This is a genomic window from Herbaspirillum sp. 3R11, from assembly GCF_004563925.1.
Classification (GTDB): Bacteria; Pseudomonadota; Gammaproteobacteria; order Burkholderiales; family Burkholderiaceae_D; genus Herbaspirillum.
Genome location: NZ_SPNJ01000005.1, coordinates 236,497 through 262,626, shown reverse-complemented (window position 1 = coordinate 262,626; position 26,130 = coordinate 236,497). Strand labels below are relative to the sequence as shown.

Annotated in this window: 29 protein-coding genes; 21 read left to right on the top strand and 8 right to left on the bottom strand. The window is 57.0% G+C overall.

The window, feature by feature from the left end; all coding sequences use genetic code 11:
• Positions 1-80 precede the first annotated feature (80 nt).
• The 7 genes from E4P32_RS21290 to rpsF all read right to left on the bottom strand — a co-directional run bounded on the left by E4P32_RS21290 (position 81) and on the right by rpsF (position 4,982).
• Positions 81-1,088: an inorganic phosphate transporter gene (locus tag E4P32_RS21290; protein WP_116435567.1), complete on the bottom strand. Its 1,008-nt coding sequence runs from the start codon at positions 1,086-1,088 to the stop codon at positions 81-83.
• An 85-nt stretch (positions 1,089-1,173) separates the two neighbouring features.
• A complete protein-coding gene (locus E4P32_RS21285; protein ID WP_016833914.1) occupies positions 1,174-1,800 on the bottom strand; it encodes a DUF47 domain-containing protein in 627 nt (208 codons plus the stop codon).
• 109 nt (positions 1,801-1,909) lie between these two features.
• Positions 1,910-3,316, bottom strand: a complete 1,407-nt coding sequence (locus E4P32_RS21280) for a replicative DNA helicase (RefSeq protein WP_116435566.1) — start codon at positions 3,314-3,316, stop codon at positions 1,910-1,912.
• A 172-nt stretch (positions 3,317-3,488) separates the two neighbouring features.
• Positions 3,489-3,941 (bottom strand): 50S ribosomal protein L9, encoded by a 453-nt coding sequence (gene rplI / locus E4P32_RS21275; protein WP_116435565.1) that lies wholly within the window; start codon positions 3,939-3,941, stop codon positions 3,489-3,491.
• A 26-nt stretch (positions 3,942-3,967) separates the two neighbouring features.
• Positions 3,968-4,252, bottom strand: coding sequence for a 30S ribosomal protein S18 (gene rpsR / locus E4P32_RS21270; RefSeq protein WP_007882558.1), 285 nt, complete (start codon positions 4,250-4,252; stop codon positions 3,968-3,970).
• Between the two features lie 33 nt (positions 4,253-4,285).
• The gene (gene priB, locus E4P32_RS21265) at positions 4,286-4,579 is read right to left on the bottom strand and encodes a primosomal replication protein N (RefSeq protein WP_116435564.1); all 294 of its coding nucleotides are present in this window, start codon (positions 4,577-4,579) and stop codon (positions 4,286-4,288) included.
• 34 nt (positions 4,580-4,613) lie between these two features.
• Complete coding sequence (gene rpsF / locus E4P32_RS21260; RefSeq protein ID WP_016833918.1) at positions 4,614-4,982, bottom strand: 30S ribosomal protein S6; 369 nt, start codon at positions 4,980-4,982, stop codon at positions 4,614-4,616.
• A 252-nt stretch (positions 4,983-5,234) separates the two neighbouring features.
• Between rpsF and lexA the strand changes: the two genes are divergently transcribed.
• The 10 genes from lexA to E4P32_RS21210 all read left to right on the top strand — a co-directional run bounded on the left by lexA (position 5,235) and on the right by E4P32_RS21210 (position 15,325).
• Positions 5,235-5,885, top strand: a complete 651-nt coding sequence (gene lexA, locus E4P32_RS21255) for a transcriptional repressor LexA (RefSeq protein WP_116435563.1) — start codon at positions 5,235-5,237, stop codon at positions 5,883-5,885.
• A gap of 184 nt (positions 5,886-6,069) precedes the next feature.
• The gene (locus tag E4P32_RS21250; RefSeq protein WP_116435562.1) at positions 6,070-8,037 is read left to right on the top strand and encodes a tetratricopeptide repeat protein; all 1,968 of its coding nucleotides are present in this window, start codon (positions 6,070-6,072) and stop codon (positions 8,035-8,037) included.
• Between the two features lie 337 nt (positions 8,038-8,374).
• Positions 8,375-9,463, top strand: a complete 1,089-nt coding sequence (locus E4P32_RS21245) for a flagellin (RefSeq protein WP_116435561.1) — start codon at positions 8,375-8,377, stop codon at positions 9,461-9,463.
• 77 nt (positions 9,464-9,540) lie between these two features.
• Complete coding sequence (locus E4P32_RS21240; RefSeq protein ID WP_116435560.1) at positions 9,541-9,900, top strand: flagellar protein FlaG; 360 nt, start codon at positions 9,541-9,543, stop codon at positions 9,898-9,900.
• Between the two features lie 229 nt (positions 9,901-10,129).
• On the top strand, positions 10,130-12,199 hold the full coding sequence (gene fliD, locus E4P32_RS21235; protein WP_116435559.1) for a flagellar filament capping protein FliD: 2,070 nt from the start codon (positions 10,130-10,132) through the stop codon (positions 12,197-12,199).
• Positions 12,200-12,225: 26 nt separating this feature from the next.
• A complete protein-coding gene (gene fliS, locus E4P32_RS21230; RefSeq protein WP_116435558.1) occupies positions 12,226-12,645 on the top strand; it encodes a flagellar export chaperone FliS in 420 nt (139 codons plus the stop codon).
• A 52-nt stretch (positions 12,646-12,697) separates the two neighbouring features.
• On the top strand, positions 12,698-13,033 hold the full coding sequence (locus E4P32_RS21225) for a flagellar protein FliT (protein WP_116435557.1): 336 nt from the start codon (positions 12,698-12,700) through the stop codon (positions 13,031-13,033).
• Between the two features lie 2 nt (positions 13,034-13,035).
• The gene (locus E4P32_RS21220; RefSeq protein ID WP_116435556.1) at positions 13,036-14,214 is read left to right on the top strand and encodes a flagellar hook-length control protein FliK; all 1,179 of its coding nucleotides are present in this window, start codon (positions 13,036-13,038) and stop codon (positions 14,212-14,214) included.
• Positions 14,201-14,488, top strand: a complete 288-nt coding sequence (locus E4P32_RS21215; protein ID WP_116435555.1) for an EscU/YscU/HrcU family type III secretion system export apparatus switch protein — start codon at positions 14,201-14,203, stop codon at positions 14,486-14,488. The genes E4P32_RS21220 and E4P32_RS21215 overlap by 14 nt, the downstream gene beginning before the upstream one ends.
• An 81-nt stretch (positions 14,489-14,569) precedes the next feature.
• Positions 14,570-15,325 (top strand): flagellar brake protein, encoded by a 756-nt coding sequence (locus tag E4P32_RS21210; protein WP_116435554.1) that lies wholly within the window; start codon positions 14,570-14,572, stop codon positions 15,323-15,325.
• Between the two features lie 111 nt (positions 15,326-15,436).
• Here the strand turns inward: E4P32_RS21210 and fliE are convergent, their stop codons facing one another.
• Positions 15,437-15,778, bottom strand: a complete 342-nt coding sequence (fliE, locus tag E4P32_RS21205; RefSeq protein ID WP_116435553.1) for a flagellar hook-basal body complex protein FliE — start codon at positions 15,776-15,778, stop codon at positions 15,437-15,439.
• A 268-nt stretch (positions 15,779-16,046) separates the two neighbouring features.
• Between fliE and fliF the strand changes: the two genes are divergently transcribed.
• The 11 genes from fliF (at position 16,047) to fliP (ending at position 26,123) form a co-directional block, all read left to right on the top strand.
• A complete protein-coding gene (gene fliF / locus E4P32_RS21200; RefSeq protein WP_116435552.1) occupies positions 16,047-17,813 on the top strand; it encodes a flagellar basal-body MS-ring/collar protein FliF in 1,767 nt (588 codons plus the stop codon).
• Positions 17,806-18,801, top strand: coding sequence for a flagellar motor switch protein FliG (gene fliG, locus E4P32_RS21195; protein ID WP_116435551.1), 996 nt, complete (start codon positions 17,806-17,808; stop codon positions 18,799-18,801). The genes fliF and fliG overlap by 8 nt, the downstream gene beginning before the upstream one ends.
• Positions 18,802-18,881: 80 nt before the next feature.
• The gene (gene fliH / locus E4P32_RS21190; RefSeq protein ID WP_116435550.1) at positions 18,882-19,580 is read left to right on the top strand and encodes a flagellar assembly protein FliH; all 699 of its coding nucleotides are present in this window, start codon (positions 18,882-18,884) and stop codon (positions 19,578-19,580) included.
• A 60-nt stretch (positions 19,581-19,640) separates the two neighbouring features.
• Complete coding sequence (gene fliI / locus E4P32_RS21185) at positions 19,641-21,044, top strand: flagellar protein export ATPase FliI (RefSeq protein ID WP_116435549.1); 1,404 nt, start codon at positions 19,641-19,643, stop codon at positions 21,042-21,044.
• Positions 21,045-21,081: 37 nt separating this feature from the next.
• Entirely contained in the window at positions 21,082-21,522 is a 441-nt protein-coding gene (gene fliJ / locus E4P32_RS21180) for a flagellar export protein FliJ (protein ID WP_116435548.1), read from the top strand.
• A gap of 20 nt (positions 21,523-21,542) precedes the next feature.
• Entirely contained in the window at positions 21,543-22,799 is a 1,257-nt protein-coding gene (locus E4P32_RS21175) for a flagellar hook-length control protein FliK (RefSeq protein WP_116435547.1), read from the top strand.
• Positions 22,800-22,911: 112 nt separating this feature from the next.
• Positions 22,912-23,433, top strand: coding sequence for a flagellar basal body-associated protein FliL (gene fliL, locus E4P32_RS21170; RefSeq protein WP_116435546.1), 522 nt, complete (start codon positions 22,912-22,914; stop codon positions 23,431-23,433).
• Positions 23,434-23,437: 4 nt separating this feature from the next.
• Positions 23,438-24,451, top strand: coding sequence for a flagellar motor switch protein FliM (gene fliM / locus E4P32_RS21165; RefSeq protein ID WP_116435545.1), 1,014 nt, complete (start codon positions 23,438-23,440; stop codon positions 24,449-24,451).
• On the top strand, positions 24,444-24,893 hold the full coding sequence (gene fliN, locus E4P32_RS21160) for a flagellar motor switch protein FliN (RefSeq protein ID WP_016833952.1): 450 nt from the start codon (positions 24,444-24,446) through the stop codon (positions 24,891-24,893). Before fliM ends, fliN begins: the two co-directional genes overlap by 8 nt.
• Positions 24,890-25,357: a flagellar biosynthetic protein FliO gene (gene fliO / locus E4P32_RS21155; RefSeq protein WP_116435544.1), complete on the top strand. Its 468-nt coding sequence runs from the start codon at positions 24,890-24,892 to the stop codon at positions 25,355-25,357. The genes fliN and fliO overlap by 4 nt, the downstream gene beginning before the upstream one ends.
• Positions 25,344-26,123 (top strand): flagellar type III secretion system pore protein FliP, encoded by a 780-nt coding sequence (fliP, locus tag E4P32_RS21150; protein WP_233526709.1) that lies wholly within the window; start codon positions 25,344-25,346, stop codon positions 26,121-26,123. The genes fliO and fliP overlap by 14 nt, the downstream gene beginning before the upstream one ends.
• Positions 26,124-26,130 lie beyond the last annotated feature (7 nt).

The following is a 26,130-nucleotide window of genomic DNA, read 5'->3' as shown; positions in this document are numbered from 1 at the left end:
AAACAGCAGCATGCAGCAAATAAAAAAGCCACCGCAAGGTGGCTTTTTTATTATCCGTAGGGACTGTGAAAACCGTCCGCTTACAGGATATGCATGCCGATCCACCAGGCGATCGCCGCGACGAAGGCCGATGCCGGAATCGTGAAAATCCAGGCCCACACAATATTTCCCGCCACGCCCCAGCGCACCGCCGACATCTTGTGCGAAGCGCCGACACCGACGATCGCGCCGGTGATGGTGTGCGTGGTCGAGACCGGCACGCCCATCGCGGTGGCGATGAACAGCGTAATGGCGCCACCGGTTTCAGCGCAGAAGCCGCCGACCGGTTTGAGCTTGGTGATCCTCTGGCCCATGGTCTTGACGATGCGCCAGCCGCCGAACAAGGTGCCCAGGCTGATCGCGCAATAGCAGCTGATGATGACCCACATCGGCGGATTGTCGGCACCGGAGTTGCCCGACGCAATCAACAGCATCCAGATGATGCCGATGGTCTTTTGCGCATCATTGCCGCCATGGCCGAGACTGTACATCGATGCCGACACCAACTGCGCGCGGCGGAACCAGCCGTCGACCTTGCGCGGCGTCGAGCGCACGAAGATCCATGACACCAGCAGCATCATGATGGAACCCAGGATGAAGCCCAGCAATGGCGACAACACGATGAAGATGACGATCTTGATCAGGCCGGAAGCCACCAGCGAACCGGTGCCGGCCTTGGCTACTGCAGCGCCGACCAGGCCGCCGATCAGAGCATGCGACGACGACGATGGAATGCCGTAGTACCAGGTCACCAGATTCCAGAAAATCGCGCCGATCAGTGCGCCGAACACCACCACGTGGTCCACCACGGCCGGATCAATCGTGCCCTTGCCCACCGAAGCCGCGACATGCAACTGGTGAAAGACGAACACCGCGGCCAGATTGAAGAATGCCGCCATCGCCACCGCTGTCTGCGGACGCAATACGCCGGTGGAAACCACCGTCGCAATGGCATTTGCCGCGTCATGGAAACCGTTCATGAAATCGAACAGCAGCGCCAGGACGATCAGCAAGGCAAGAATGTGAAAACTAATTTGAACTGTATGCATGGATAAACCGTTATCTTGAGAAGCAGCGGCAACATCGCACTGTGACGGCGCCAGTGTCGAGCGCCGGCGCAGTCAATGGCAAAGGTCAGGCATTTTCGACGATGATGCCTTCGATGATGTTGGCGACGTCTTCGCAGCGATCGGTAACGGTTTCCAGGATTTCGTAGATGGCTTTGAGCTTGATCAGATTGCGCACGTCCGGCTCATCGCGGAACAGCTTGGACATGGCGGCGCGCATGACATGGTCGGCATCCGATTCGAAGCGGTCGATCTCTTCGCAGATGGCGAGGATCTGGCGCGAGTTGTCCATGTTGTGCAGCAGGCCGACCGCCGCCTTCACCTTTTCGGCACAGGCCAGGCACAGCTCCGCGAGGCGCTTGGCTTCCGGTGTGATGGCCTTGATGTCATACAGCGAAATGGTCTGCGCGCCATCTTCCAGCAGGTCGAGGATGTCGTCCATGCGGGTGATCAGTTGATGGATGTCGTCACGGTCGAGCGGCGTGATGAAGGTCTTGTGCAGCAGCTCGATCGTGTTGTGAGTGACTTTGTCCGCCTGCTTTTCCAGGGTCTCGATCGCATGCACGCGAATTTCCAGGTCGTCGAAATTGGTCATCAATGCGACCATTTCCTTGGCGCATTTCACACCCAGCTCCGCGTGCTGGTTGAACAGATCAAAAAACTTGCCCTCGGTGGGCATCAGGCGTCCAAACATGTTCCACTCTCTTATGAATAATTAGTACTTCACTTACACAACATGAGCCGCCTGAAAAGCGGCCTTCATTGTCCGCGCAGCCCGGGGCTGAGCGATGAACTGCGTCGCGTCAGTCGCCGCCATAAGGCGACGCCAGACTGCCGACGTAGTTGTCATACTTGGTAAATTGCCCCAGGAAGGCAAGGCGGATACTGCCGATCGGACCGTTACGCTGTTTGCCGATGATGATTTCAGCGGTGCCTTTATCGGGTGAATCGGGATTGTAAACTTCGTCGCGATAAATGAACAAGATCACATCGGCATCCTGCTCGATAGCGCCGGATTCGCGCAAGTCGGACATGACGGGACGTTTGTTGGGACGTTGCTCCAGCGCACGGTTCAACTGCGACAAGGCAATTACCGGACAATTGAGTTCTTTGGCCAGCCCCTTGAGGCTCCGTGAAATTTCGGAAATTTCAGAGGCGCGGTTTTCACCGCTGTTGCTGCCGCCGTTGCCTGACATCAGTTGCAGGTAGTCGATGATGATCAGACCGAGCTTGCCGCATTGACGCGCCAAGCGACGCGAGCGCGCACGCAATTCGATCGGGCTCAACGCCGGTGTTTCATCGATGTAGAACTGCGCGTCGTTCATCTTCTGAATCGCATGCGTCAGACGCGGCCAGTCTTCGTCAATCAGGCGGCCGGTGCGCAGGCGATGCTGGTCGAGACGGCCGACCGAGCCCAGCATACGCATGGCCAGCTGGGCGCCGCCCATTTCCATCGAGAACACGGCAACCGGCAGGCCGCTGTCGATGGCAACGTTTTCACCGATGTTGATGGAAAACGCGGTTTTACCCATCGAAGGACGACCGGCGACGATGATCAGATCGCCCGGCTGCAAGCCGGAAGTCATCTTGTCGAGATCGATGAAGCCGGTCGGCACGCCGGTGATGTCGCTGGTGCTGTCGCGGTTGTACAGTTCGTCGATGCGCTCGACCACCTGGGTCAGCAGCGGCTGAATCGACAGGAAGCCCTGCGAGCCGCGCGAGCCCTCTTCCGCGATCGCGAAAATCTTGGATTCCGCTTCGTCGAGCATCTGCTTGACGTTTTTGCCTTGAGGGTGGAAAGCGTCGCCTGAAATCTCATCCGACACCGTGATCAGCTTGCGCAAGATGCCGCGGTCTCGCACGATCTCTGCATAGCGACGGATATTCGCCGCCGACGGCGTGTTTTGCGCCAGCGCGTTGAGATAGCTCAGGCCGCCCACTTCTTCGGCCTTGCCGCTGGTGGACATTGCCTCGTAGACGGTGATCACGTCGGCCGGCTTGCTTTCGTTGATCAGCTTGACGATGTGCTGGAAGATGATGCGGTGATCGTAGCGATAGAAATCTTCTGCGCTGACGAAGTCGGCAATACGATCCCACGCGGCGTTGTCGAGCATCAAACCGCCAAGGACGGATTGTTCGGCTTCGATGGAGTGCGGCGGGACGCGCAGGGATTCTAGTTGCGGATCGGGAGATGCGTTCATGGCGCGCATTATACCTGCTAAGAGTAGTCGCTACAGGTGCGGAGGCAGATTAGCCGGCGGTTTTACAAACTACGGTCAGACTTGCGCCGGTCCCGGCATGATGTACGAGACCGGCAAAATAAAAAAGCCAGGCGAACCCGGCTTCTTTATCAAAACAGATGGAACGACTTGGCGTAATGAATTACGCGTGGTCGCCCGCAACAGCAACAGTCACGTCAACCACGACGTCGGTGTGCAGAGCAACCGACACAGCGTGATCGCCAACGATCTTCAGAGGACCTTGCGGCAGACGAACTTGCGCCTTTTCGACCGGGAAACCTTGCTTTGTCAGCGCGTCAGCGATGTCAAAGTTGGTCACGGAACCGAACAGACGACCGTCAACGCCGGACTTCTGGGTGATCTTGACTGTCAGGCCGGCCAGCTTTTCGCCTTGGGCTTGTGCTGCTGCCAGCTTTTCAGCGGCGGCTTTTTCCAACTCGGCGCGCTTCGCTTCGAATTCGGCGATAGCGGCTGTTGTGGCGCGGCGCGCCATGCGTTGCGGGATCAGGAAGTTACGTGCGTAACCGTCCTTGACACGGACGACTTCGCCCAGACCACCGAGATTAACGACTTTTTCCAACAGAATGACTTGCATGTTTTTCTCCTATATCTCGTCGTCAATTACGCGTTGTGCAGATCTGTGTATGGCAGCAACGCGAGGTAGCGTGCGCGCTTGATCGCTGTGTCAACTTGACGCTGATAGTGTGCCTTGGTGCCGGTCAGACGTGCTGGCATGATCTTGCCGTTTTCTTGCACGAAATCCTTCAGGGTGTCGACGTCTTTGTAATCGACTTGCTCAACACCTGCTGCTGTGAAACGGCAGAATTTTTTACGCTTGAACAGCGGGTTTTGCTGTTGGCGTTTTTGCTTCAACTTGCTTTTATCGAACTTTTTACCGAATGCCATTTTGCGGCTCCTGATATCTAAAATTGAGTGGTTCTAAACTACAGATTCAAAATCAACGATGTGAAACACGATGCTTTTGCTGTTGCGATTCCTGCGCGCCATGAAACCTGTGAACTTGAGCATCTCGCCGAGACCGGCCCGGTTAAGCCGACCTGAAATTTCGCCTGCAGCGAATGCAGTGATTTCAAACTCGACCAACCTCTTGATGCCTGCTTCCGTCTGCTCCGATTGGTGCTGCAACTTCGCAGTCACTACCGGGATGCCTGCCGGGGTGTAACGTATGACGTCACGCTCGGCGATGGTGGCAACAAACTGAAAGTGATTCACGCTCCCTGATGCTTTTCTATCGCAATGTCAACAATTAAGCGGCTGGTGCTTCTGCGCGATTGCTCTTTACTGCGTCTTCCTTCTGGACAGCCTTCAGGATTGGCGAAGGACCTGTTTCGGCCTTCTTCATCTTGACTGTCAGGTGACGCAACACTGCATCGTTGAACTTGAAGCCGGTTTCGATTTCGGCCAGAGTTTCGCCGTCAACTTCGATATTCAGGCAAACATAGTGCGCTTTTGCCAGTTTTTGGATTTGGTACGCCAATTGACGACGGCCCCAATCTTCGACACGGTGAATCTTGCCGCCGCGTGCAGTAACGATGCCTTTGTAACGCTCGATCATCGCTGGAACTTGCTCGCTTTGGTCCGGATGGACGATAAATACGATTTCATAATGACGCATGTAGACTCCTTTATGGACTGATTAACAAATCGCCCACCTCGGCGTCAAGACGAGTGTGGGAAGAGGAAAGCCCGCAATCATATACCAGAATGCCAAAAACCTCAATGCTTTCAGGCATTTGCCGTGGAACCTCGCCCACAAATCAAAAAACCGTCGATGACATGATTTCAATATTGCAGATTGACACTGCTTTATAACTGTATAAAAATACAGACTGTTTATGCAACCAGCATAACTTCCCCGAAAGTCGACATGCTCAAACTGACCGCTCGCCAGGAACAGATCCTGAATCTGATCAAAGACGCCATCGAAAACACCGGCTTTCCGCCGACGCGAGCAGAAATCGCCAATGAGCTCGGCTTCCGCTCCGCCAACGCCGCTGAAGAGCATTTGCAAGCGCTGGCGCGCAAAGGCGCCATTGAGATTTCGCCGGGCACTTCGCGCGGCATTCGCCTGCGCGACGGATCGACCGTCAATCCGGGTCGCCAGATGGCGTTGCCGCACCCTGCGCTGATGCAGTTATCGCTGCCGCTGGTCGGCCGCGTCGCCGCCGGCTCACCGATCCTGGCGCAGGAACATATTGAGAGCAATTACAACGTCGACCCGGCGCTGTTTTCGGCCAAGCCGGACTATCTGCTGAAGGTGCGCGGCATGTCGATGCGCGACGCCGGCATCCTGGACGGCGATCTGCTGGCGGTAAAGAAGGCCGATCAGGCGCGCAACGGCCAGATCGTGGTGGCGCGCATCGGTGACGACGTCACCGTCAAGCGCTATCGCAAGACCGGCTCACTGATTGAATTACTGCCGGAAAACCCCGACTTCAAGGTGATCAAGGTCTCTTCCGAAGAAGAAAATTTCGCCTTGGAAGGCCTGGCCGTGGGCCTGCTGCGCAGCTGGAACTGATCAAGTCGCAAGCCGCACTCAGATAAAGCCCGCTAAATCGCGGGCTTTTTTTACGTCTGTTTGCAAGATCGAAACCGGAATTGCATCATATGATATGCATAGCTTATTGCGACCGGATAAAGCACGGCAGGACACTCTTCCGCTCGCAAAGCAGCACAACTACTTAATCCGGCAAGGAATCACAATGTCAACGCGTAGCAGCAACAAGCCCGCCAACAAGAGCGCTCAACCCAATGTCAAAGATCTCCTGGCCGTAAGAGAATGTCTGAGCTTGCTGGACGATCACAAGGTCGACGAGGCAAAAGTACTGTGTGCCCAAGTGCTCAAGCGCGCGCCGAATCTTGTCTATGCCAATCATGCCTGGGGCTTGATCGCCATGCATAAAAATGACTATGTCACGGCAGAGGCCGCCCTGCGCAAAGCCGTGGCGGCAGACCCGAAAAATTCCGAATACGTTGCCAACCTGGCTACCTCCGTCCTTAACCAGGACAGGATCGATGATTCCATCGCGCTGTACGAAGAAGCCATCAAGCTCAACAGCGAGAACAAAGATGCACGTATCGGCCTGGCCAACGCCCTGCACGAAAAGAACGATCCTGACGCCTCGATCGCCTACTTCGAGGACGCCGTCAAACGCAATCCCGATGCCCCAGGCCCGCTGTCCCACTTGGGCAAGGCCCTGATCGATGCAAAGCAATACAAGGAGGCCGTCGGCGTCCTGTTCAAGTCCTTGCAACTGCAAATCAATTTCGCTCCGGCGCACACCAATCTGGGCATCGCCTTCCAGGAAATGGACATGCTCAAGGATGCCCTGGAATGCCACAAGACCTCGCTGCTGCTGGACCCGACGGACATCTACGCGCAAAACAAGATAGCCGACACGTACATCAAGCAAAAAGACTACGACAAGGCTAACGAGCACTATCGGCGCGTCCTTGAGCTCGCGCCCAAGGATCCGAACAGCTACACCAAACTCGCATCGAGCCTGTTCACTCATCAGGATCGCTACGAAGAGGCCATGGCGCTGTTCCATAAGGCGCTTGAGGTCGATCCCAAACATCCGATAACGCTCAACAACGTCGGCGCGACCATGTACGACTACGGCGAGACGGTGTCTTCGCTGCAATATTTCAAGGATGCTCTTGCGCTCAAGCCCAACTACCTGACCGCGCAACATAATCTTGCTCTTGGGCAATTGTTGGCCGGCGACCTCAAGGAGGGCTGGGCCAATCACGAGAGCCGCTTGGAAGTCAAAGAACGTCGCTACGTATATAAATTGATCCACAAGCTTTTCGGACTGATCCCGAAATGGGACGGCAAATCATCACTCAAGGGCAAGTACATCCTGCTGATGCACGAGCAAGGCTTCGGTGACAGCATCCAGTTCGTTCGCTACGTCCATAAGCTGCTGGAACAAGGCGCCCGGGTGGCGCTGCACGTCAAGGATCCGCTCGCCCGCCTGTTCCGCAGCGTGTCCGATCAGGTGACGCTGGTGCGCGAGAACGATCCGCTGCCCAAATGCGACTGCGCTTACGTGCTGATGAGCCTGCCGCATGCCCTCGGTACTGATCACGTCGAAGACATCCCGTCCTATCCATTCTATTTGTCCGCCGATCCGCAGGACATCAAGACTTGGAAAGACAAGATGGACATGCTCGCCGGCAACACTGACGATTTGCGCGTCGGCTTCGTCTGGGCCGGCAATCCAGAGCACGGCAATGATCGGAAACGTTCGATTCCGCTGGAAACCTTCGCCCCGCTATTTAATACACCCGGCGTCCAGTTCTTTTCCATCCAGAAAGGGCTTGCCACGCCCGAACTGGAAAAACTTCCCAAAGGACTGCCTGTATACAATATAGGCGACGCCTTTAACGATTTTGCCGATACGGCCGCAGCGATGGCCAATCTGGACCTGATTATCAGCGTCGACACCTCGGTGGTCCATCTGGCCGGCGCACTCGGCCGGCCGACCTGGACGTTGCTGGCCCACACGCCGGATTGGCGCTGGCTCAATGACCGGGAGGACTCGCCCTGGTATCCGAGCATGCGCCTGTTCCGGCAACAAACCCGCAATGACTGGCCGACCGTTATCAGAAAAGTAGCTTCGGAGCTGGCAATCCTGGCACAAGCAAAGAAGAAAACAGCTGTCTAATCAAAGGCTTGCTGCATCCATTCGATGCAGCAAGCCTTAAAAAGCTCCCCGCAGCAATCCCCCGCCACCGGCCTGCGCATCAAAATTGGAACTTTTCCGGCAATACCCACTAAAGTTTTCTTAAATAGCGTCGAAATAAGATTTGCTTGACGTATAGAAGCACGCGGTTTTAGGTCGGACAGCATTGGAAAAAATTTTTTGCGATAAACATTAAACTTTTTCCGATACCGTCCGATATAGCTAACAACAGCGGTTTGAACGCCTGAGGCTTTAGGTAAAAACCAAAGTTAAGCACTGAAACTCGGATTTATCGGCCTCAAATCTTAGGAGAATTAACATGGCATCAGTCATTAATACCAATATTGCGTCGCTTAACACGCAACGCAACCTCAACATGTCGCAATCGTCGTTGAATACTTCGATTCAACGTTTGTCTTCCGGTCTGCGCGTCAACAGCGCAAAGGACGACGCTGCAGGCTTGGCAATTGCCGACCGCATGAATGCTCAGGTCAAAGGCCTGGCAGTTGCGCAACGTAACGCCAACGACGGTATCTCCCTGGCTCAAACCGCTGAAGGCGCACTGAGCACAGTTACCGACAACCTGCAACGTATGCGCGAACTGGCGGTTCAAGCTTCCAACGGTTCGAACAGCGCTCAGGATCGCAAGACTCTGAACGACGAATACAAGCAACTGTCGGATGAAACGTTCCGTGTTCTGAACGGCACCAACTTCAACGGCCAAAACCTGTTCACAGGTATCGGTTCCGGCGCCAGCGCTGGTACAGGTTCCGACAACGCCAACGTGTCGGCTTCCCTGACACTGACTTTCCAAGTCGGCGCCAACGTTACCGACAACAAACTGAACGACCAAATCAGCATCTCGCTGTCCGACTTGTCCAACGACAAGACCATCTCGACAGTTATCGGTACCAGCGCCAAGGGTCTGATCGGTCTGGGTACGACAACTTCGGTTGACGCTGCTCAAGTGACTTACACTTCGGCCAAGGCTGCTCTGGACAACCTGTTCGCAACAGGTTCGACAATGACATCCACAGCACTGGCAGCTTCGGCTGTGACTCTGCAAAGCGCTATCGACACCGCCAAGCTGTCCCTGGACAAGGCAATCGCCGATCCATCGGCACAAAGCGATGCGCAAAAAGCGATCAAGAACCTGGACAACGCGATCAACCTGATCTCGTCCAAGCGTGCAGAGTTCGGTGCGGTCCAAAACCGCTTCAGCGCCGTTATCAGCAACTTGCAGATTTCGAGCGAAAACATCACCGCTTCGCGCAGCCGTATCATGGATACCGACTACGCGGCAGAAACTGCAAACCTCACACGTGCGCAAATTCTGCAACAAGCAGGTACGGCGATGCTCTCGCAAGCGAACTCCGCACCGCAAAGCGTCCTGTCTCTGTTGAAGTAGTCTTAAGAGCCATGTAGGATAATATGCGGAGAATATGTAAGTATTCTCCGCATATGCCTTGATGAAGGAGTAAAAACATGTCGATTTCCCCGCTTAATATCACTGCTGCAGGTGACTCCGGTTCGTACACGCCGGTGCAGCCGTCCAATACAAAACCAGATCCAGTGGTATCGACAGTTGCGCCTGTGGCAACCCCGCAAGCACAGCGTTCCACCGAAAGCGATGTGGCCGACGCCGTTGATAAATTGAATGACTTTGCAAGCAAGAACGCATCGGACCTCAACTTTTCGCGCGATAAAGAAACCGGTAAGACGATTGTGAAAGTTGTCGATACAGCAACTGACGTAGTCATCCGCCAGATTCCAACCGAAGAAGCAGTCGCTATCGCAAAGTCGATTGATAAGATGCAAGGTTTGTTGATCAATCACAAGGCGTAAGTCTGCTACGAACTGTTGGAGCATTTTTAATATTCATGCGCAATAGCAACATTTGCGCATGCTATATTTCGCCCCAGTAGTTCATAACAGATTTTTATTTTTCTGTTGCATGTCATCAGAACTCCATCAAGAGTTGACACTCGTTTGATGTGAAGCCAGCCAGCTTTATCACTCTTGTCTGATTTCAGCATCGCATTTTGCGCACAGCGCATAGATTTCAGGAGATAGCATGGCCACCTCTACCGGGACAATTTCAACCTCGGCAGGTCCTCTCGACGTAGCGACCCTCGTTTCCAAACTGATGGGTGCTGAGGCCAAGGTTCTCGATCCGCTTACCTCGCAAGCCAGCAGCTACAACAGCCTGATTTCCGCCTACGGCAATCTGAAAAATGCGGTTTCCACATACCAAAGCGCCCTGAAGGGCCTGACTGCTGCAAGTTTTGCTGCGCAGAAGGCCAGCGTAGCCAATAGTGGCACCGGCACGACGCTGACGACCGATCCGTTCACGGCCGACGTGAACACCGACGACTCCACCAAGGTATTGGCGCAAAAGATTCAGTCTGCAGGTTACCCGAGCTCACAACAGTTCACTGCCGGCGATTCAGTAGCGATCAAGATCGGCACCAATCCTCCGACCTTCGTTACCTTGCAGGCCAATGCCACCCTGGCCGGCGTTCGTGATGCGATCAATGCCTCCAAGGCCGGCGTCACCGCCAGCATCGTGACCGACGGCACGGGCGATCACCTGGTCATGGAATCGAACACTGCCGGCACCGCCAACACCATCAAGGTGCAGGCAAACAACAGCCTGGCTGCGCTGGCTTATGATCCCTCGAGCTCGAATCCGAGTACCGTGACGCAAACCCAGGCACCACGTGATGCAACTGCGGCAGCTTCCGGCACTTATTCCGTGTCGGTGTCGCAATTGGCGCAGGCGCAAAAAATCACATCCACCGGTTTTGCTGCGGGCTACTCGTTCGACAGCGGCATTCTGGCGATCAAGACCGGCACCGGCTCGACCGCCATCATCAAGCCGGCGACCAACACGCTGGCCGGCGTACGCGACGCGATCAATGCGAGCGATGCTGGCGTGAGCGCAACCATCGTCAGCGACGGCACCGCCGCTCACCTGGTGCTTACGGCCAAGGACAGCGGCTCCGCCAATTCGATTCGTGTCACCGGCACCGGCAGCTATGCCGCGCTGACCTTTGACCCGAGCGGCAAGTATTCCTCGCCGGGCGTTACCACTGGCCAGACTTATGATGCCGGCACAGGCGCATTGACACTGAAAGTCGGCAATACGACTACCAATGTCGCCCTGTCCGGCGCGGGCAAGACCCTGCAGGACGTGCGCGACGCGATCAACACCGCCAATGCCGGCGTGACTGCCAGCATCACCAATGACGGCACGCAAGACCACCTGGTCCTGACGCCATCCGGCACCGGCGCGACCAGCCCGGTATCGTTGACGGGCACTGGCGACTTCGCCAATCTGTCCGGCAGCACGATGGGACAATTGCAAGCTGCGCAAGACGCGAAACTGAGCATTGACGGCACCACCGTCACCAGCCCGTCGAATACGGTCAAGGACGCCATTTCGGGTGTGACGCTGAATCTGACCAAGGTCACCACAGCGGCGGACAATTTCTCGCTGACCATTTCCAACGACACGACCGGCGTGACGTCCACTGCGACCACTTTCGTCTCTGCGTACAACGCGCTTGCGAAGGCCATCACCTCCCTCACCCAACAGACGCCGGCGACCACGCTCGGCCAAGCCGGCACCTCTTCGCCGCTGGCAAGCGAATCATCAGTGCAAAGCATCCTGACCCAATTGCGCAGTGCACTGCTGGGCAACGTTCCTGGCGGCAGCGGGATCAGCTCGCTGACGGACATCGGCATCGGCTTCCAGAAAGACGGCACGCTGGCACTGGACGCTACAAAATTGTCCACGGCAACTACCAAGAATTTCGCCGGCATTGCCAATTTGTTCACGTCGACCGCGACTACCAACGCCGATGGCACGACGACCGGAACCAATGGTATTTTGACCAACGTACAAAAATTGGTCGACGGCTTCCTCGCCGATGGCGGTATTATTGATACCAAGACCAAGGGATTGCAGGCCAGCCTGAAGATCAACACGGATCGCCAGACTGTCATCAACACCCGCTTGACCAGTATGCAGGATCAATACACCAATCAGTTCAATGCACTGAACTTGACGTTGGCCAGCATGAACGCCACCCAAAGCTATCTGACGCAGCAATTGGCGAATCTGCCAAAAGCCAGCAGCTGATCGTTAAGCGAACACAGGAGAGGATAATGTTCGGAACCATGCAACGAGGCGCAAATGCCTATGCGAATATCGGTGTCGAAACCGGTGTCATCGCAGCAAGTCCGCACAAGCTGATCACCATGCTGTTCGACGGTGCCTTGGTTGCGATCGCGATGGGTCAGAAGTACATGAAAGCCGGCGACATCAAGAACAAGGGCGAATCGATCACCAAGGCCATCCTGATCATCGAAAGCGGGTTGCGCGCCAGCCTGAACAAGAACGTCGGCGGCGAGATCGCCATGAACCTCGATGCGCTGTACGAGTACATGGGACGTCGCCTGCTGTCGGCAAATATCGAAAATTCGCAGGAAACCCTGGGCGAAGTGCATGACTTGCTCGACGGGCTGCGTGAGGCATGGGAACAGATCACTCCAAGCGCGACCGATAGCTCCCAGGCTGCGGCCTGATCACGGCAAGCGACGCTTTTCTTCACTCACAGTCACCCGAAAGCAAAACACCATGGACGGTGCAGAAGTCATCTCCCTTTACGAGTCGATTGCCGACCTGACCGACCAGATGCTGGCCGCAGCGCGCAAAGAAGACTGGACCTTGCTGACCAAGCTGGAAGCCGATTGCGCCCATGTCGTCGACTTCCTCAAGCGCAATGAATTGGAAGTCGTCCTGAGTAACGACCGGCGTGACCGCAAAATCGAGATCCTGAAGAAAATTCTGGAAGACGATCGCGACATTCGCAAACTCACCGAGCCTGGTCTGCAGAAACTCTCCTCCCTGATCCAGAGCACCAGCACTGAACGCAAACTGGCCAACACCTACGGCATGAATCAACGAGGCTAGCAATGATCCCCCGGGCCGACATCTCCATGACCGTCCAGCCCGTAGCCGCCGTCGATGCGCCAACGGCGATAGTCTCCGTCGCCGACGCCAAACAGGAAGCCTTCAGCCGCCTCGCGCAAATCGCCAACGGCCAGCAATTGCAGGGCAAGGTTCTCTCGACCTACAACGACGGCACTTATCTCGTACGCATTGCCAATACGGCAGCCCGCATGGTCTTGCCGACCTCGACGCGCACCGGCGACACCCTTCAGCTGACCATGGTCGGCAAGGACCCGCGCCCCACTTTCCTGCTCACGGAAAGCCGCCGCGGCGAAGATGACGAAGGTGAAAGTGCCGACGTCTCGCTGAGCACTGCCGGCCGGGCGATGGAAAAGGACATGAAGTCGCTCAAGGCGGCTCAACAAGGCTTTACCAACGTCGTCACACGCGACACTCAGCTCGAAGAGGGTGACGCCAAGAATGCGGCGCCGAACCAGCAGCTCGCGCCCGAAAGCACAAAAACCTCACTCAGCAGCGCCGGCAAACTGGTCGATGCCCTGCTCCATGCCTCTGAAGAAAGCGATCTGCCGAGCGCCATCAAGCCCGGCAGTCCGCTGGTCGCCAATCCGAACAATACCCCGCAACTGGCCGGCGCCCTGCGCGACTCCGTAGCCTACAGCGGCGCTTTTTACGAATCCCACGTGGCCGAATGGGCCGACGGCAAACGTCCCGCCGCAGAACTGCTCAAAGAGCCGCAGGCGCAACTGGGCCAACAGGTCCAAGCAGGCGCCTCCAGCCTGCTCAACACCACCGATCCCGCCAATACGCAAATGGGTCAGCTGATCAACCTGCAGCTCAATGCGCTGGAGCAGCAACGCATTGTCTGGCACGGCGAAGTCTGGCCAGGCCAGCAGATGGAATGGGAAATCAACCGGGACAGCCCCGACCAGCAGCAACAAAACACCCAGGAAGACGAGCACGCACCATCCTGGCACAGCGTGGTGCGTTTCAACTTTGAACATCTGGGGTCGGTATCGGCCTCGATACGCTTGATTGGCCAGCAGATCCACATGCAGGTTCGCACCGATAACGACGTCACCGCGGCTGCTCTGCGCGCCAACGGCAGCATGCTGTCCGACTCCATGGAAGCAGCCGGCTCCTCCCTCGACTCATTGATTGTGAAGCGGGATGAACAAACCTAAGCTGCCCTATCAAAATGCCGTTGCCCTGGCATACAACACCAACCAGGCAGCCCCTAAAGTCGTTGCCAAAGGCAGCGGCCTGGTCGCCGAAGCCATCATCGCGCGCGCCAGGGAAAGCGGCGTATTTGTGCATGAATCAAAGGAACTCGTCTCGCTGCTGATGCAGGTTGACCTCGATCAACAAATTCCTCCCGCACTGTATCGTGCGGTGGCGGAACTTTTGGCCTGGTTGTATCGCATTGAAAATATGCAATTGGACCGCAGTGATGTATGATTAGGGGTTAGATTAAATACTGCCCTTTTGGGATATAAGTCTACCCTTTTATCCTTTGATTTGAGACGCATAGACGCACAGATGGCAAATACCGACGAGATTAAAGACGACAGCCCGTACCGCGTACATTCGCGCCGGGAAATCGTGTCCCTGCTGAATAGCATGATGGAACGCAATCAGCTGCTGAGCCTGCTCATCAAGGGTGGCTCAGAGTCTATTATTACGTCCATCCTGGATATCGATGAAGATGAGAACAGCGTCGTCATTGATGCTGCGCCAAGCGCTTCGCTCAATCTCAGCATTTTGCAAAGTAATCGCATCGGCTTTGAGGCGCTGTACAACAATATTCGCATCACGTTCAATGTCGACAAGGCGAAACATTGCGAGTTTCAGTCGCGCCCTGCGCTCAAGATCGACATTCCTGAAAGTCTGGTGCGCCTGCAGCGCCGTGAATACTTCCGCATTCCCACGCCGATCGCCAAGCCTTTGCGCTGCACCTTCCGCGTGACGCAGGATGACGGTTCGTTCACCACCATTGTCACCCTGCTTAACAATATCAGTGCCGGCGGCGTCGGCCTGACTGATGAAAAGAAGATTCTGGACAGCACCGTCGGTCGTATTTACGAAGATGTATCGCTCGAGATGACCGACAACACTATCGTGACCGTAAAACTGGTGGTGCGCGATTGCAAGGAAGCCAAGCTGACTTCCGGCAAGACCGTCAATCGTTTCGGCTGTGAATTCGTCGACCTGCCCCGCGCCGTTCTGGCGGCAGTCCAGCGTTTCATCACCAAGCTGGAACGCGAACAGAACGCCAAGGCATCCGGCATGATGTAAGCCATGAAAATGAACAATGCAATAAGCATTGCACAATGAAAAAGAGCTGCCTTGGCAGCTCTTTTTTGTTACGACCCGGTGACGCGCAGCCAGATCGTGCGAAAGTGAGGGTCACACTTGCATCGTCATGATATCGCGATAGGCCGAAACCAGCTTATTGCGCACCTGGATACTGGTCTGGAATGAGATGCTCGATTTCTGCATGGCAATCATCACGTCCGACAAATTGATGTTGTCGTCACCCATGGCAAATGCTTCGGACATTTTCTTGGATTTTTCTTGCGAGGCATTCACTTCATCCAGCGAATTTTTCAGAACGCTGGCAAAATCGACCCGGGTGGCCGGTTTTTCACCGCCGGTGATGCTTTCCACTGGAGCAACGTTTCCTTGAGCGCGCGCAGCGGCCGCCTTCAGCTGGGATACCATCGCTTCAATCCTGCTCGTATCGATCATACTTGTTGCCACTTTTGCACCTCTTCGAATTCAATCAAGCATTTGCGACTACCTGTCGCAATCACAATTCCCGCTTCTACAACGGCAGATTAGCATGCCATCCCCTGCATTTCGCAACAATAAGCGGGGAAATAGCCATTCTGTTCCAGAGATCAAATTTTCGCTCTGGCAGGACAATCCACACTAAGCAAAAAACCTATATGGGTAGGGAAGCAGTGAAGCAAATCATACATAGCCACAAGCTCGGCAGCACATGCAAGGGGAAATCATGGCGGTAGCAGCCGATGGCACGCTGACCAACGACAGCAACGCCTCAGCCACGGAAGGCGCAACTTCGGGAGAGCATTCGTCCCAGGAGTCGTCACGCAACGGCGTCGTCCGCTATGCGCAGTCGCCCCAAGGTCGTCGCGTCCTGCTGATGGTCGCAGCAGCAGCGGTCATCGCCTTGATGATCGGCATCTGGATGTGGAGCCAGAAGACCGAATACCGTGTCCTGTTCTCCAACTTCTCCGACCGCGACGGCGGCGCCATCGTTGCCTCGCTGCAGCAGATGAACGTGCCGTACAAGTATTCCGAAGGCGGCAGCGCCATTCTGGTACCTGAAACCATGGTGCACGACGCACGCCTGAAACTGGCGTCGCAAGGCCTGCCCAAGGGCGGCAACGTCGGTTTCGAGCTGATGGAAAACCAGAAACTGGGCGTGTCCCAGTTCCTCGAACAAGTCAACTTCCAGCGCGCCCTTGAAGGCGAACTGGCCCGCTCCATCCAATCGTTGTCGGCAGTGCAGGCGGCCCGTATCCACCTGGCCTTGCCCAAGGCTTCGGTATTCGTGCGCGATCAGCAAAAGCCGACCGCATCCGTCATCCTGAGCCTGTACCCGGGCCGCGGACTGGATGCGCAGCAAGTCAGCGCCATCGTCCACCTGGTCGCCAGCAGCGTTCCTGAACTGTCGCCCAAAAGTGTCACGATCGTCGACCAGAACGGCAATCTCCTGTCGGACACTACCAAGCAGCCCGCCAACGGCCTCGATCCGACCCAGCTCAAGTACGTTCAGGATCTGCAGCAAGACATCATCAAGCGCGTCGAATCGATCATTGCGCCTATCGTCGGTACCGGCAACGTCCGCGCCGAAGCGACCGCCGACGTCGATTTCTCGCGCAGCGAACAAGCTGCAGAAACCTACAAGCCGAACCAGACTGCCGATACTGCCGCCGTTCGCAGCAAACAAAGCAGCGAATCGCAAAACGGCAATTCGAGCACTTCCGGCATTCCAGGTGCACTGACCAACCAGCCGCCTGCTCCAGCCACCGCACCGATCGTCAATCCTCCAGTGGCTGCGGGTGCGCCTGGTGCTGCTGGCGCCGCTGCTGCCACACCGGCAACCAGCTCCGGCACCTCGCATAAAGACGCAACGATCAATTACGAAGTCGACAAGACCGTACGTTACGTCCAGCAACCGATGGGCGGCGTCAAACGCCTGACGGTCGCAGTGGTGGTCAATTACAAGCGCACCATGGACCAGACCGGCAAGGTCGTGATGAAGCCACTGACTGAAGCCGAGCGCAATCAGATCTCGGACCTGGTCAAGGAAGCGATGGGCTTCAACAAGGATCGCGGCGACTCGCTGAATGTGGTCAACACCCAGTTCAGCAGCGAAATGGAACCGGAATTGCCATTGTGGAAACAGCCGGACATGATTCAGCTGGCCAAGGAAATCGGCAAATACGTCCTGCTGGCGGCGGTGTTGCTGTACCTCTACTTCGGTGTGTTGCGCCCCATCATCTGGAAGCTGTCGGGCCGCGAAGAACGCGAAGCCAAGGAACGTGCAGAAGCCGAAGCCAAGGCAGAAGCCGCCGCAGCAGCAGCGATGTACGATCCGGACAATCCGGACGCCATCGTCGAGTTGTCGCCCGAAGCCGCAGAGGCCGACGCTCGCTCCGAGTACAAGAAGAACCTCGAATCCGTCAAACAACTGGCCAAGTCCGATCCGAAGCTTGTTGCCAGCATCATCAAGTCGTGGGTGAATAATGAGTAACGAAGGCATTCAAAAAGGTGCCATCCTGATGCTGGCGCTGGGTGAGGATGAGGCCGCCGAGGTCATGAAATACCTCGGCCCCAAGGAAGTCCAGAAGCTGGGCGCGGCCATGACCACCTTGAAAAACATCAGTTTCGAGGAAATCAACGGCGTGCTCGATGATTTCCTGGCGGAGACCGGCCAGGCTTCGTCGATCGGCCTCGATTCGGACGAATACATCCGCAGCGTGTTGACCAAGGCGCTGGGCGACGACAAGGCCACGTCCCTGCTCAACCGCATCCTGGGCGGTCGCGATGCCAGTGGTATCGAAAGCCTCAAATGGATGGATGCGCAATCGGTCGCTGAACTTATTCGCAATGAACACCCTCAGATTATTGCAACGATCCTGGTTCACCTCGAACGCGACCACGCTTGCGATATTCTCAACAATTTCACCGAGCGCCTGCGCAACGATGTCATTTTGCGTATCGCAACCCTGGATGGCGTGCAGCCGACGGCATTGCGCGAACTGAACGACGTGCTGACCAAGCTGCTGACCGGCAACGAAAGCCTGAAGAAGCAACAAATGGGTGGTATCCGCACTGCTGCGGAAATCCTCAACTTCATGTCGGGCGAGAGCGAAACATCGGTGATGAGCAACCTGCGCGCCTACGACGAAGACATGGCGCAAAAGATCATGGACGAAATGTTCGTGTTCGAGAACATCAACGAAATCGACGGCCGCGGTATCCAACTGCTGCTGCGCGAAGTGCAATCGGAATCACTCATCGTCGCACTCAAGGGCGCCTCGCAGGCGCTGCGCGACAAGATTTTCGGCAACATGTCGCAACGTGCTGCGGAAATGATGCGGGAAGACCTGGAATCCAAGGGACCTGTGCGGCTGTCGGAAGTCGACGCGCAACAAAAGGCCATCCTGCAAATCGTCCGCCGCCTGGCCGACGAAGGCCAGATCGTGCTTGGCGCGAAGGGCGAAGATGCATTCGTCTAACGCCGCTGCGACCGGTGCATGCAGCCTCAGCGGCCGCATGACGCCGATCGCATTCATGGCTCAGTCTTACCGGATCTGAAATGGCTTCAAGAAACAACATCATTCCCAAAGAACAGATGACGCCTTATCAGCGTTGGGAAATGGCGTCCTTCGATGAGCCGCGCGAAGAAATTCCTGCGCCCGAAGAACAGTTTGTGGAAGAAATCCCGCCGCCGCCGACGCTGACCCTCGAAGAAATCGAGGCCATCCGCGAGCAGGCACGCCAGGAAGGCTACGCCGAAGGCCAGCAGCAAGGCCTTCAGGCCGGCCGCTCGGAAGGCTACATGGCCGGCTTGCAGCTGGGCCAGACGGAAATCAACGAAACCATCCAGCATCTGCGCCAGATCGCCGTGTCCTTCGGCACTGAAGTCTCGCAGACCAGCGAAACCATGGCGCCGGAATTGCTCAATCTGGGTCTCGACATCAGCAAGGCAATGATCAAGACCGCGCTCAGCGTCAAGCCGGAACTGATTCTGCCGACCATCAGCGCGGCGATCCATTCCTTGCCCAGTTTGCAATTGCCCGCCCTGCTCTATCTGCAACCAGACGACGCCGTGCTGGTGCGCGAACATCTCGGTGAAGAGCTCACCCAGAACGGCTGGCGCCTGGTCGAAGATCCCGAACTGCAACGCGGCGGCTGCCGCATGGAAACCGGCACCAATCAAGTTGACGCCACCATGCAAACCCGCTGGCGTCGCATCACCGAATCGCTCAGCAAACAACTGGACTGGCTGGAGTAGCGCCATGCGCTTCCCGCCTTCCCTGCCCTCCGTTTTACGCCCCGCCTACAAGGTGCAACGATGAACTCACCGATGCCCTCACATTTCAGCCGCTGGCAGGCCTATCTGCACAATTGCAGCGGCCTGGTGGCGATGACTGAACCGACCCAGCTTTCGGGACGCATTACGCGCGTCGCCGGGCTTGTCATGGAAGCGGTCGGCCTGAAATTGCCGGTCGGTAGCCCATGTACGGTGCCTTTGCCGAATGGCACCCTGATCGAAGCAGAAGTCGTTGGTTTCCAGGACGAACGCCTGTTTTTGATGCCACAGAGCGACGTTGAAGGCATCGTCCCGGGCACCCGCGTCTATCCCGTTGAACCGGTCAAACCGCCGCCGCGCACGGGGCCGATTGCCTATATCCGCCGCACTGATGAACACACACGTCGCCTGCCGGTCGGCGATGAATTGCTGGGACGCGTGCTCGACGGCGCCGGCCGCCCGCTCGACAATCTCGGCCCGCTCCACACCGAAAATTCCGCGCCGCTCAGCGTGCGCGCAGCCAATCCGCTGGGACGCGCGCCCATCGAAGATATCCTCGACGTCGGCGTACGCGCCATCAACAGCATGCTGACCGTCGGGCGCGGCCAGCGCATGGGCCTGTTTGCGGGCTCCGGCGTCGGCAAGAGCGTGTTGCTCGGCATGATGGCGCGCTACACCAGCGCCGACGTCATTGTGGTCGGTCTGATCGGCGAACGCGGCCGCGAAGTGAAAGAATTCATCGAGCACATCCTCGGCGACGAAGGCATGGTCCGTTCGGTGGTGGTTGCGGCACCTGCCGACACACCGCCGCTGATGCGCCTGCAAGGCGCCGCCTATGCGACTGCGATCGCCGAATACTTCCGCGACCAGGGCAAGAACGTGCTACTGATCATGGATTCGCTCACGCGTTACGCCATGGCGCAACGTGAAATCGCCCTGGCCATCGGCGAACCGCCGGCCACCAAGGGTTATCCGCCTTCCGTCTTCGCCAAACTGCCGGCGCTGGTCGAACGCGCCGGTAACGGCGACGTCGGCGGCGGCTCGATCACGGCGTTCTACACCGTACTGACCGAAGGCGACGATCAACAGGACCCGATCGCCGATGCGGCGCGTGCGATTCTCGACGGCCACATCGTGCTCAACCGGGTGCTGGCCGAGGCCGGGCACTATCCGGCGATCGATATCGAACAATCGATCAGCCGCGCCATGCACAGCATTACCTCCGCGGAACATCAACGCGACACGCGCCGGCTGAAGCAGTTGTACTCCCGTTATCAACGCAATCGCGACCTGATCAGCGTGGGGGCGTATTCGGCCGGATCCGACCCGGTACTGGATCAGGCGATCCAGTTGATGCCGCGTATCGAGGCGTTCTTGCAGCAGGGCATCCCCGAACGCGCAGGTGTTTCCGAGAGCTTGGGGCAACTTACCGCTCTATTCCAGTGATTGAGCACTTCGCCCCGAAAATATAATCAAAGCTACCATGGCTACGACCACTGCACTCGAAACGCTGATCGAATTGGCGACCAAAGAGACCGACGAAGCGACCAAACGCTTGGGCCGGTCTGTTCGCACGAGCGAAGAGGCGCAGCAGAAACTTGTCATTCTGGAACAATACCGTGACGACTACGCTTTGCGTTTTCAGGAAAGCCTGTCCTCCGGTTTGACGGCGATGAGCTATCGAAATTTTCAGTTGTTCATTGAAAAAATCGACAGCGCCATCACCGGGCAGCAAAATGTGGTGAAAAATGCCCAGCAACGTGTGGCGGAAGCACGGGCGGCATGGCAGGCATGCGAGCGCAAACGAATGTCTTATGACACACTGGCGACGCGGGCAAAACAAACGGCGCAATTGCGCGAAACACGACTTGATCAAAAGCAGACGGATGAACAAGCGTCGCGGATCACGTTTTACAAACGGTAGGCTAGGAACTGGCGGAAACGATGAAAACACAATTGCCGATCTTGAACGTCGCGAACCTGCAGAATTCTGCACGCCCCGCCACGCAAGCCGACTCGTTCACGGCCGATGTTCCTTTCAACCAGGTGTTGAACAAGGAAGTCAGCAACCGCGAAAATCAAAGCAAGCCGAACGATGCCGCCAAGGATAAGTCGCCGGAACCGGCCAAAGCCGCTCCTGCACCGACCGCGTCGACCGCGCCAAAATCAGATGCGGACAAGACGGCGTCGTCCGACGACAAGCAGGACGAAGACCAGGCCGCCGAGGACGCCAGCGCCGCTACCGACGCCGCCTCTGCGCAGCAAATGCTGGCGCTGGTCACCAACATGGGCCAGATGATCACCCAGCCGGTTTCCAAGAAAACCACTGACCAGGACATGGATGCACTGGCCGGTCAGAAAGGCAAGAAGCCGATCGGCCAGATTGGCGCTGATGCGAAGACCGACCTGGCACTGACTGATGCCCAGAGTGACGACAAGAGCAAGGGCAAGAACAACCCGCTCGACCTCGCCGCATTGCAGGACAGCGAAAAAGATCCGGCGGACGGCAAATCGGCCCTGCCGACCCGCGCCACCACCGAAAAGAGCCAGGCCGAATCGCCGGTATCCGCCAAATCCTTCCAGGCTGATTTGCAAGACTCCGCCGCTGCAGCCCGCGCCGCCAAGGTCTCGCCGGAAGTCGCTGTCAAACCAATCGAAACACCGGTGCAGCCAACCGCCGCCACCGTGGTTCCTGCGCTGCAGCAAGCAATGTCGTTGAGCCAGCAAGCCGCCATGAGCGGCCAGGCCGTTCAACGCCTGACACCGGCCGTTGGCAGCCAGGGTTGGGATCAGGCTGTCGGCCAGAAGGTATTGTGGATGGCCAACGGCGGTCTGCAAAGCGCGTCACTGACGCTCAATCCACCGGATCTGGGCCCGTTGCAAGTGGTCTTGCACGTCAACAATCAACAAGCCGATGCGACCTTCATCACCGCGCAGCCGGAAGTCAAGCAGGCGCTCGAAGCCGCCATGCCGAAGCTGCGCGAAATGATGGAGCAGGCCGGCATCCAGCTGGGTCAGGCCACCGTCAACACCGGCACCCCGAATCAACAGCAAGGCGCGAACCAGCAACAACAGGCGCGCAGCAGCAGCGGCAACTCGTCGAACTTCGGCGGCCGCGACAATGAAACAGACGTCAATGTGGCCGTCGTGCCTCGTCCAGTCGCCCGCGGCGGACAAGGCCTCGTGGACACATTTGCATAAGTCGGACAGCATTCAATAAAAACAGGTGTTCAGCCGGCAGTATCAATATCGGCGGTTTCTTGCCGATAGTATTGTGATGTGCTCAACGAACACGCACGAAAGGGAAAATTAGATGGCAACAAAAGCAGCAAAACCGGCAGCCAAGGGGGCGGACGCTGCAGAGGCGGCACCGGCGAAATCGAAGAAAATGCTCTTCATCATCATCGGTGCAGTGCTGGTGCTGGCAATCGGCGGGGGCGCAGCCTTCATGCTGATGGGCGGCAAATCCAAAAAAGCCGATGAGGAACATGTCGAAGAAAAGGCCTCTTCGAAGGTGCCCGTATTCGTTGTCATCGAACCGTTCGTGGTCAACCTGCAGCAGGAAACCGGCGACCAGTTCCTGCAAGTCGCCCTGACCCTGCAAGTGGCAAACGCCGAAACCGCTGAAAGCCTCAAGGTCTTCATGCCGCAAGTACGCAGCCGTTTGCTGATGGTCCTGTCGAGCAAGAAGGCTTCCGAGCTGCTGACCAGCGAAGGCAAGCGCAACCTGACCGACGAGATCATCGATCAGTTGGGCGAGCCGTTTGCCGGCGGCGGCAAGGGTCCGTCGATCACCGACGTGTTCTACACCTCTTTCGTCATTCAACAGCAGTAGCATCATGGCAGAACACTTTCTATCGCAGGAAGAAGTCGATGCACTCCTAAGAGGAGTGACGGGGGACGAAGACGAAGAAAAAAGCGTCGAAGAAACCCCCGGGACGGTACGCAACTACAATCTTGCAACGCAAGAGCGTATCGTTCGCGGCCGGATGCCGACGCTCGAAATCATCAACGAACGTTTCGCCCGCCTGTTCCGCATCGGTTTGTTCAACTTCCTGCACCGCACCGCCGAAATTTCGGTCGGCCCTGTGAAAGTCTCGAAGTACAGCGAATTCATCCGTAACCTGGTGGTGCCGACCAACCTGAACCTGGTCCACATCAAACCGTTCCGCGGCATCGGCCTGGTAGTCTTCGATCCGCAGTTCGTGTTCCTGCTGGTGGACAACATGTTCGGCGGCGACGGACGCTTCCATACCCGTATCGAAGGCCGTGAATTCACGCCGACCGAGCAGCGCATCATCATGCGCGTGCTGGATATCGTGTTTGAAAATTACTCCAAGTCCTGGGAGCCGATTTACCCGATTGAATTCGAGTACATCCGCTCGGAACTGAATACGCAGTTCGCCAACATCGCCACGCCCAATGAAGTTGTGGTGTCGACGTCGTTCACGATCGAGCTGGGACCCGTCAGTGGCGAAATTCACATCTGCACGCCCTACTCGATGATCGAACCGGTCCGGGACAAGCTCACCAGCAGCATGCAAGGTGAAGCCCTGGAAGTCGACAAACGCTGGATCCGCCTGATGAAGCAGCAGATCCAGACCGCGGAAGTTGAGCTGATCGCCAACTTCGGCACCGCCCGCGTCACATTTACCGATTTGCTGAACATGCAAGTCGGCGACGTCATCCAGTTGCAGACGGCCAATCCCGTCACTGCGCAAGTCGATGGCGTTCCCGTGATGGAGTGCAGCTATGGCAAATTGAATGGTCAATACGCGTTGCGCGTAGAAAAACTGCTATCCATCACGCACAACGAAACACCAGAAAGTATTCAAGGAGAGCAGAATGGCTGAAGATAACGTTGACCAAACAGCGGCGGAAGACGATCCGTGGGGCGCCGCGTTGGCCGAGCAAACAGAAGCGGAAGAGTCGCAGAAGAAGCACATTCCTGAAGAAGAAGGCCTGACGACCAAACCGGCCGAAGCAACCATCTTCAAGGATCTGAGCGCGTCGGATATCCAGACCAACACGCCCAACGACATCGACTTCATCCTCGACATCCCGGTTCAGCTGACAGTGGAACTGGGCCGCACCAAGATTGCCATCAAGAATCTGCTGCAACTGGCGCAGGGTTCGGTGGTGGAACTCGACGGTATGGCCGGTGAACCGATGGACGTGCTTGTCAACGGTTGCCTGATTGCACAAGGTGAAGTGGTGGTGGTCAATGACAAGTTCGGTATCCGTCTGACCGACATCATCACTCCTGCCGAGCGCATCCGCAAACTCAATAGATGAACCGTCCGCGCCGTCTCCGCAATTTCCTGACCTGCATCCGCTGCAGCATTGTCTTCGTGCCGGCAGCATTTGCCGCCGGTGCAGTGCATGCGGCGGAACAGCAAACAGCCCCGGCATTGCCTTCCACTACCGGCAGCGTGTTCACCATGCTGCTGGGACTGACTGCCGTGCTGGCAATCATGGCCGGCATCGCATGGTTGTTCAAGCGCAGCGGGCTGGTCCAGCGCGCACAGGGCAATGCGGTCGCCAAGATCATCGGCGGCGTCAGCGTCGGCACGCGCGAGCGTGTGATGGTCATCGAAGTCGCGGACCAATGGATCGTCGTCGGCGTTGCGCCGGGACGCGTCAATACACTGGCCACCATGCCACGCCAGGAACACGTTACAGCACCGGCCTCGGCCGTCTCTGCCAACTTCTCTTCCTGGCTGAAAAACACGATCGACAAACGTAATGGCAGCAGTTAGAACTTCTTCGGCGCGCCCTTCAGGCTCGTCTCGCTGGCTGCGCCTGCTGCCGGTTTTCCTGCTCTGTCTGCCGCTCGCGGCAGCCGCACAACAGGGCTTGCCTGCATTCACGAGCACACCGGCCCCAGGCGGCGGACAGACCTACAACCTCAGCATCCAGACGATGCTGTTGCTCACGTCGCTGTCCTTCATCCCGGCCGCGCTGCTGATGATGACCTGCTTCACGCGCATCGTCATCGTGCTGTCGCTGCTGCGCCAGGCGCTGGGTACGCAGTCGACGCCGCCGACGCAGGTGCTGGTCGGCTTGTCGCTGTTCCTGACCCTGTTCGTGATGGGTCCGGTGTTCGACAAGATCTACGCCGACGCCTACCTGCCCTTCTCCGAGAACAAGATTTCCATGATCGATGCAATGGAAAAAGGCGCCGGGCCGCTCAAGGAGTTCATGCTCAAGCAAACGCGCCAGTCCGACCTCGCCCTGTACGTCAAGCTGTCCCACAGCCCCGACCTGCAAGGCCCGGAAGATGTACCGCTGCGCCTGCTGATCCCGGCATTCATCACCAGCGAACTGAAGACTGCATTCCAGATCAGTTTCGCCATTTTCATCCCCTTCCTGATCATCGACATGGTGGTCGCCAGTATCCTGATGTCGATGGGGATGATGATGATGTCGCCGGCAATCGTGTCGCTACCGTTCAAGCTGATGCTGTTCGTCCTCGTTGACGGCTGGCAGCTGCTGATCGGATCGCTGGCAGAAAGTTTTTACTAAGGCCCCG

Excerpts from the sequence above, each read along its gene's own strand:
- E4P32_RS21290 (WP_116435567.1), bottom strand. The coding sequence starts at position 1,088 with ATGCATACAGTTCAAATTAGTTTTCACATTCTTGCCTTGCTGATCGTC.
- E4P32_RS21285 (WP_016833914.1), bottom strand. The coding sequence starts at position 1,800 with ATGTTTGGACGCCTGATGCCCACCGAGGGCAAGTTTTTTGATCTGTTC.
- E4P32_RS21280 (WP_116435566.1), bottom strand. The coding sequence starts at position 3,316 with ATGCGCGCCATGAACGCATCTCCCGATCCGCAACTAGAATCCCTGCGC.
- rplI (WP_116435565.1), bottom strand. The coding sequence starts at position 3,941 with ATGCAAGTCATTCTGTTGGAAAAAGTCGTTAATCTCGGTGGTCTGGGC.
- rpsR (WP_007882558.1), bottom strand. The coding sequence starts at position 4,252 with ATGGCATTCGGTAAAAAGTTCGATAAAAGCAAGTTGAAGCAAAAACGC.
- rpsF (WP_016833918.1), bottom strand. The coding sequence starts at position 4,982 with ATGCGTCATTATGAAATCGTATTTATCGTCCATCCGGACCAAAGCGAG.
- lexA (WP_116435563.1), top strand. The coding sequence starts at position 5,235 with ATGCTCAAACTGACCGCTCGCCAGGAACAGATCCTGAATCTGATCAAA.
- E4P32_RS21250 (WP_116435562.1), top strand. The coding sequence starts at position 6,070 with ATGTCAACGCGTAGCAGCAACAAGCCCGCCAACAAGAGCGCTCAACCC.
- E4P32_RS21245 (WP_116435561.1), top strand. The coding sequence starts at position 8,375 with ATGGCATCAGTCATTAATACCAATATTGCGTCGCTTAACACGCAACGC.
- E4P32_RS21240 (WP_116435560.1), top strand. The coding sequence starts at position 9,541 with ATGTCGATTTCCCCGCTTAATATCACTGCTGCAGGTGACTCCGGTTCG.
- fliD (WP_116435559.1), top strand. The coding sequence starts at position 10,130 with ATGGCCACCTCTACCGGGACAATTTCAACCTCGGCAGGTCCTCTCGAC.
- fliS (WP_116435558.1), top strand. The coding sequence starts at position 12,226 with ATGTTCGGAACCATGCAACGAGGCGCAAATGCCTATGCGAATATCGGT.
- E4P32_RS21225 (WP_116435557.1), top strand. The coding sequence starts at position 12,698 with ATGGACGGTGCAGAAGTCATCTCCCTTTACGAGTCGATTGCCGACCTG.
- E4P32_RS21220 (WP_116435556.1), top strand. The coding sequence starts at position 13,036 with ATGATCCCCCGGGCCGACATCTCCATGACCGTCCAGCCCGTAGCCGCC.
- E4P32_RS21215 (WP_116435555.1), top strand. The coding sequence starts at position 14,201 with ATGAACAAACCTAAGCTGCCCTATCAAAATGCCGTTGCCCTGGCATAC.
- E4P32_RS21210 (WP_116435554.1), top strand. The coding sequence starts at position 14,570 with ATGGCAAATACCGACGAGATTAAAGACGACAGCCCGTACCGCGTACAT.
- fliE (WP_116435553.1), bottom strand. The coding sequence starts at position 15,778 with ATGATCGATACGAGCAGGATTGAAGCGATGGTATCCCAGCTGAAGGCG.
- fliF (WP_116435552.1), top strand. The coding sequence starts at position 16,047 with ATGGCGGTAGCAGCCGATGGCACGCTGACCAACGACAGCAACGCCTCA.
- fliG (WP_116435551.1), top strand. The coding sequence starts at position 17,806 with ATGAGTAACGAAGGCATTCAAAAAGGTGCCATCCTGATGCTGGCGCTG.
- fliH (WP_116435550.1), top strand. The coding sequence starts at position 18,882 with ATGGCTTCAAGAAACAACATCATTCCCAAAGAACAGATGACGCCTTAT.
- fliI (WP_116435549.1), top strand. The coding sequence starts at position 19,641 with ATGAACTCACCGATGCCCTCACATTTCAGCCGCTGGCAGGCCTATCTG.
- fliJ (WP_116435548.1), top strand. The coding sequence starts at position 21,082 with ATGGCTACGACCACTGCACTCGAAACGCTGATCGAATTGGCGACCAAA.
- E4P32_RS21175 (WP_116435547.1), top strand. The coding sequence starts at position 21,543 with ATGAAAACACAATTGCCGATCTTGAACGTCGCGAACCTGCAGAATTCT.
- fliL (WP_116435546.1), top strand. The coding sequence starts at position 22,912 with ATGGCAACAAAAGCAGCAAAACCGGCAGCCAAGGGGGCGGACGCTGCA.
- fliM (WP_116435545.1), top strand. The coding sequence starts at position 23,438 with ATGGCAGAACACTTTCTATCGCAGGAAGAAGTCGATGCACTCCTAAGA.
- fliN (WP_016833952.1), top strand. The coding sequence starts at position 24,444 with ATGGCTGAAGATAACGTTGACCAAACAGCGGCGGAAGACGATCCGTGG.
- fliO (WP_116435544.1), top strand. The coding sequence starts at position 24,890 with ATGAACCGTCCGCGCCGTCTCCGCAATTTCCTGACCTGCATCCGCTGC.
- fliP (WP_233526709.1), top strand. The coding sequence starts at position 25,344 with ATGGCAGCAGTTAGAACTTCTTCGGCGCGCCCTTCAGGCTCGTCTCGC.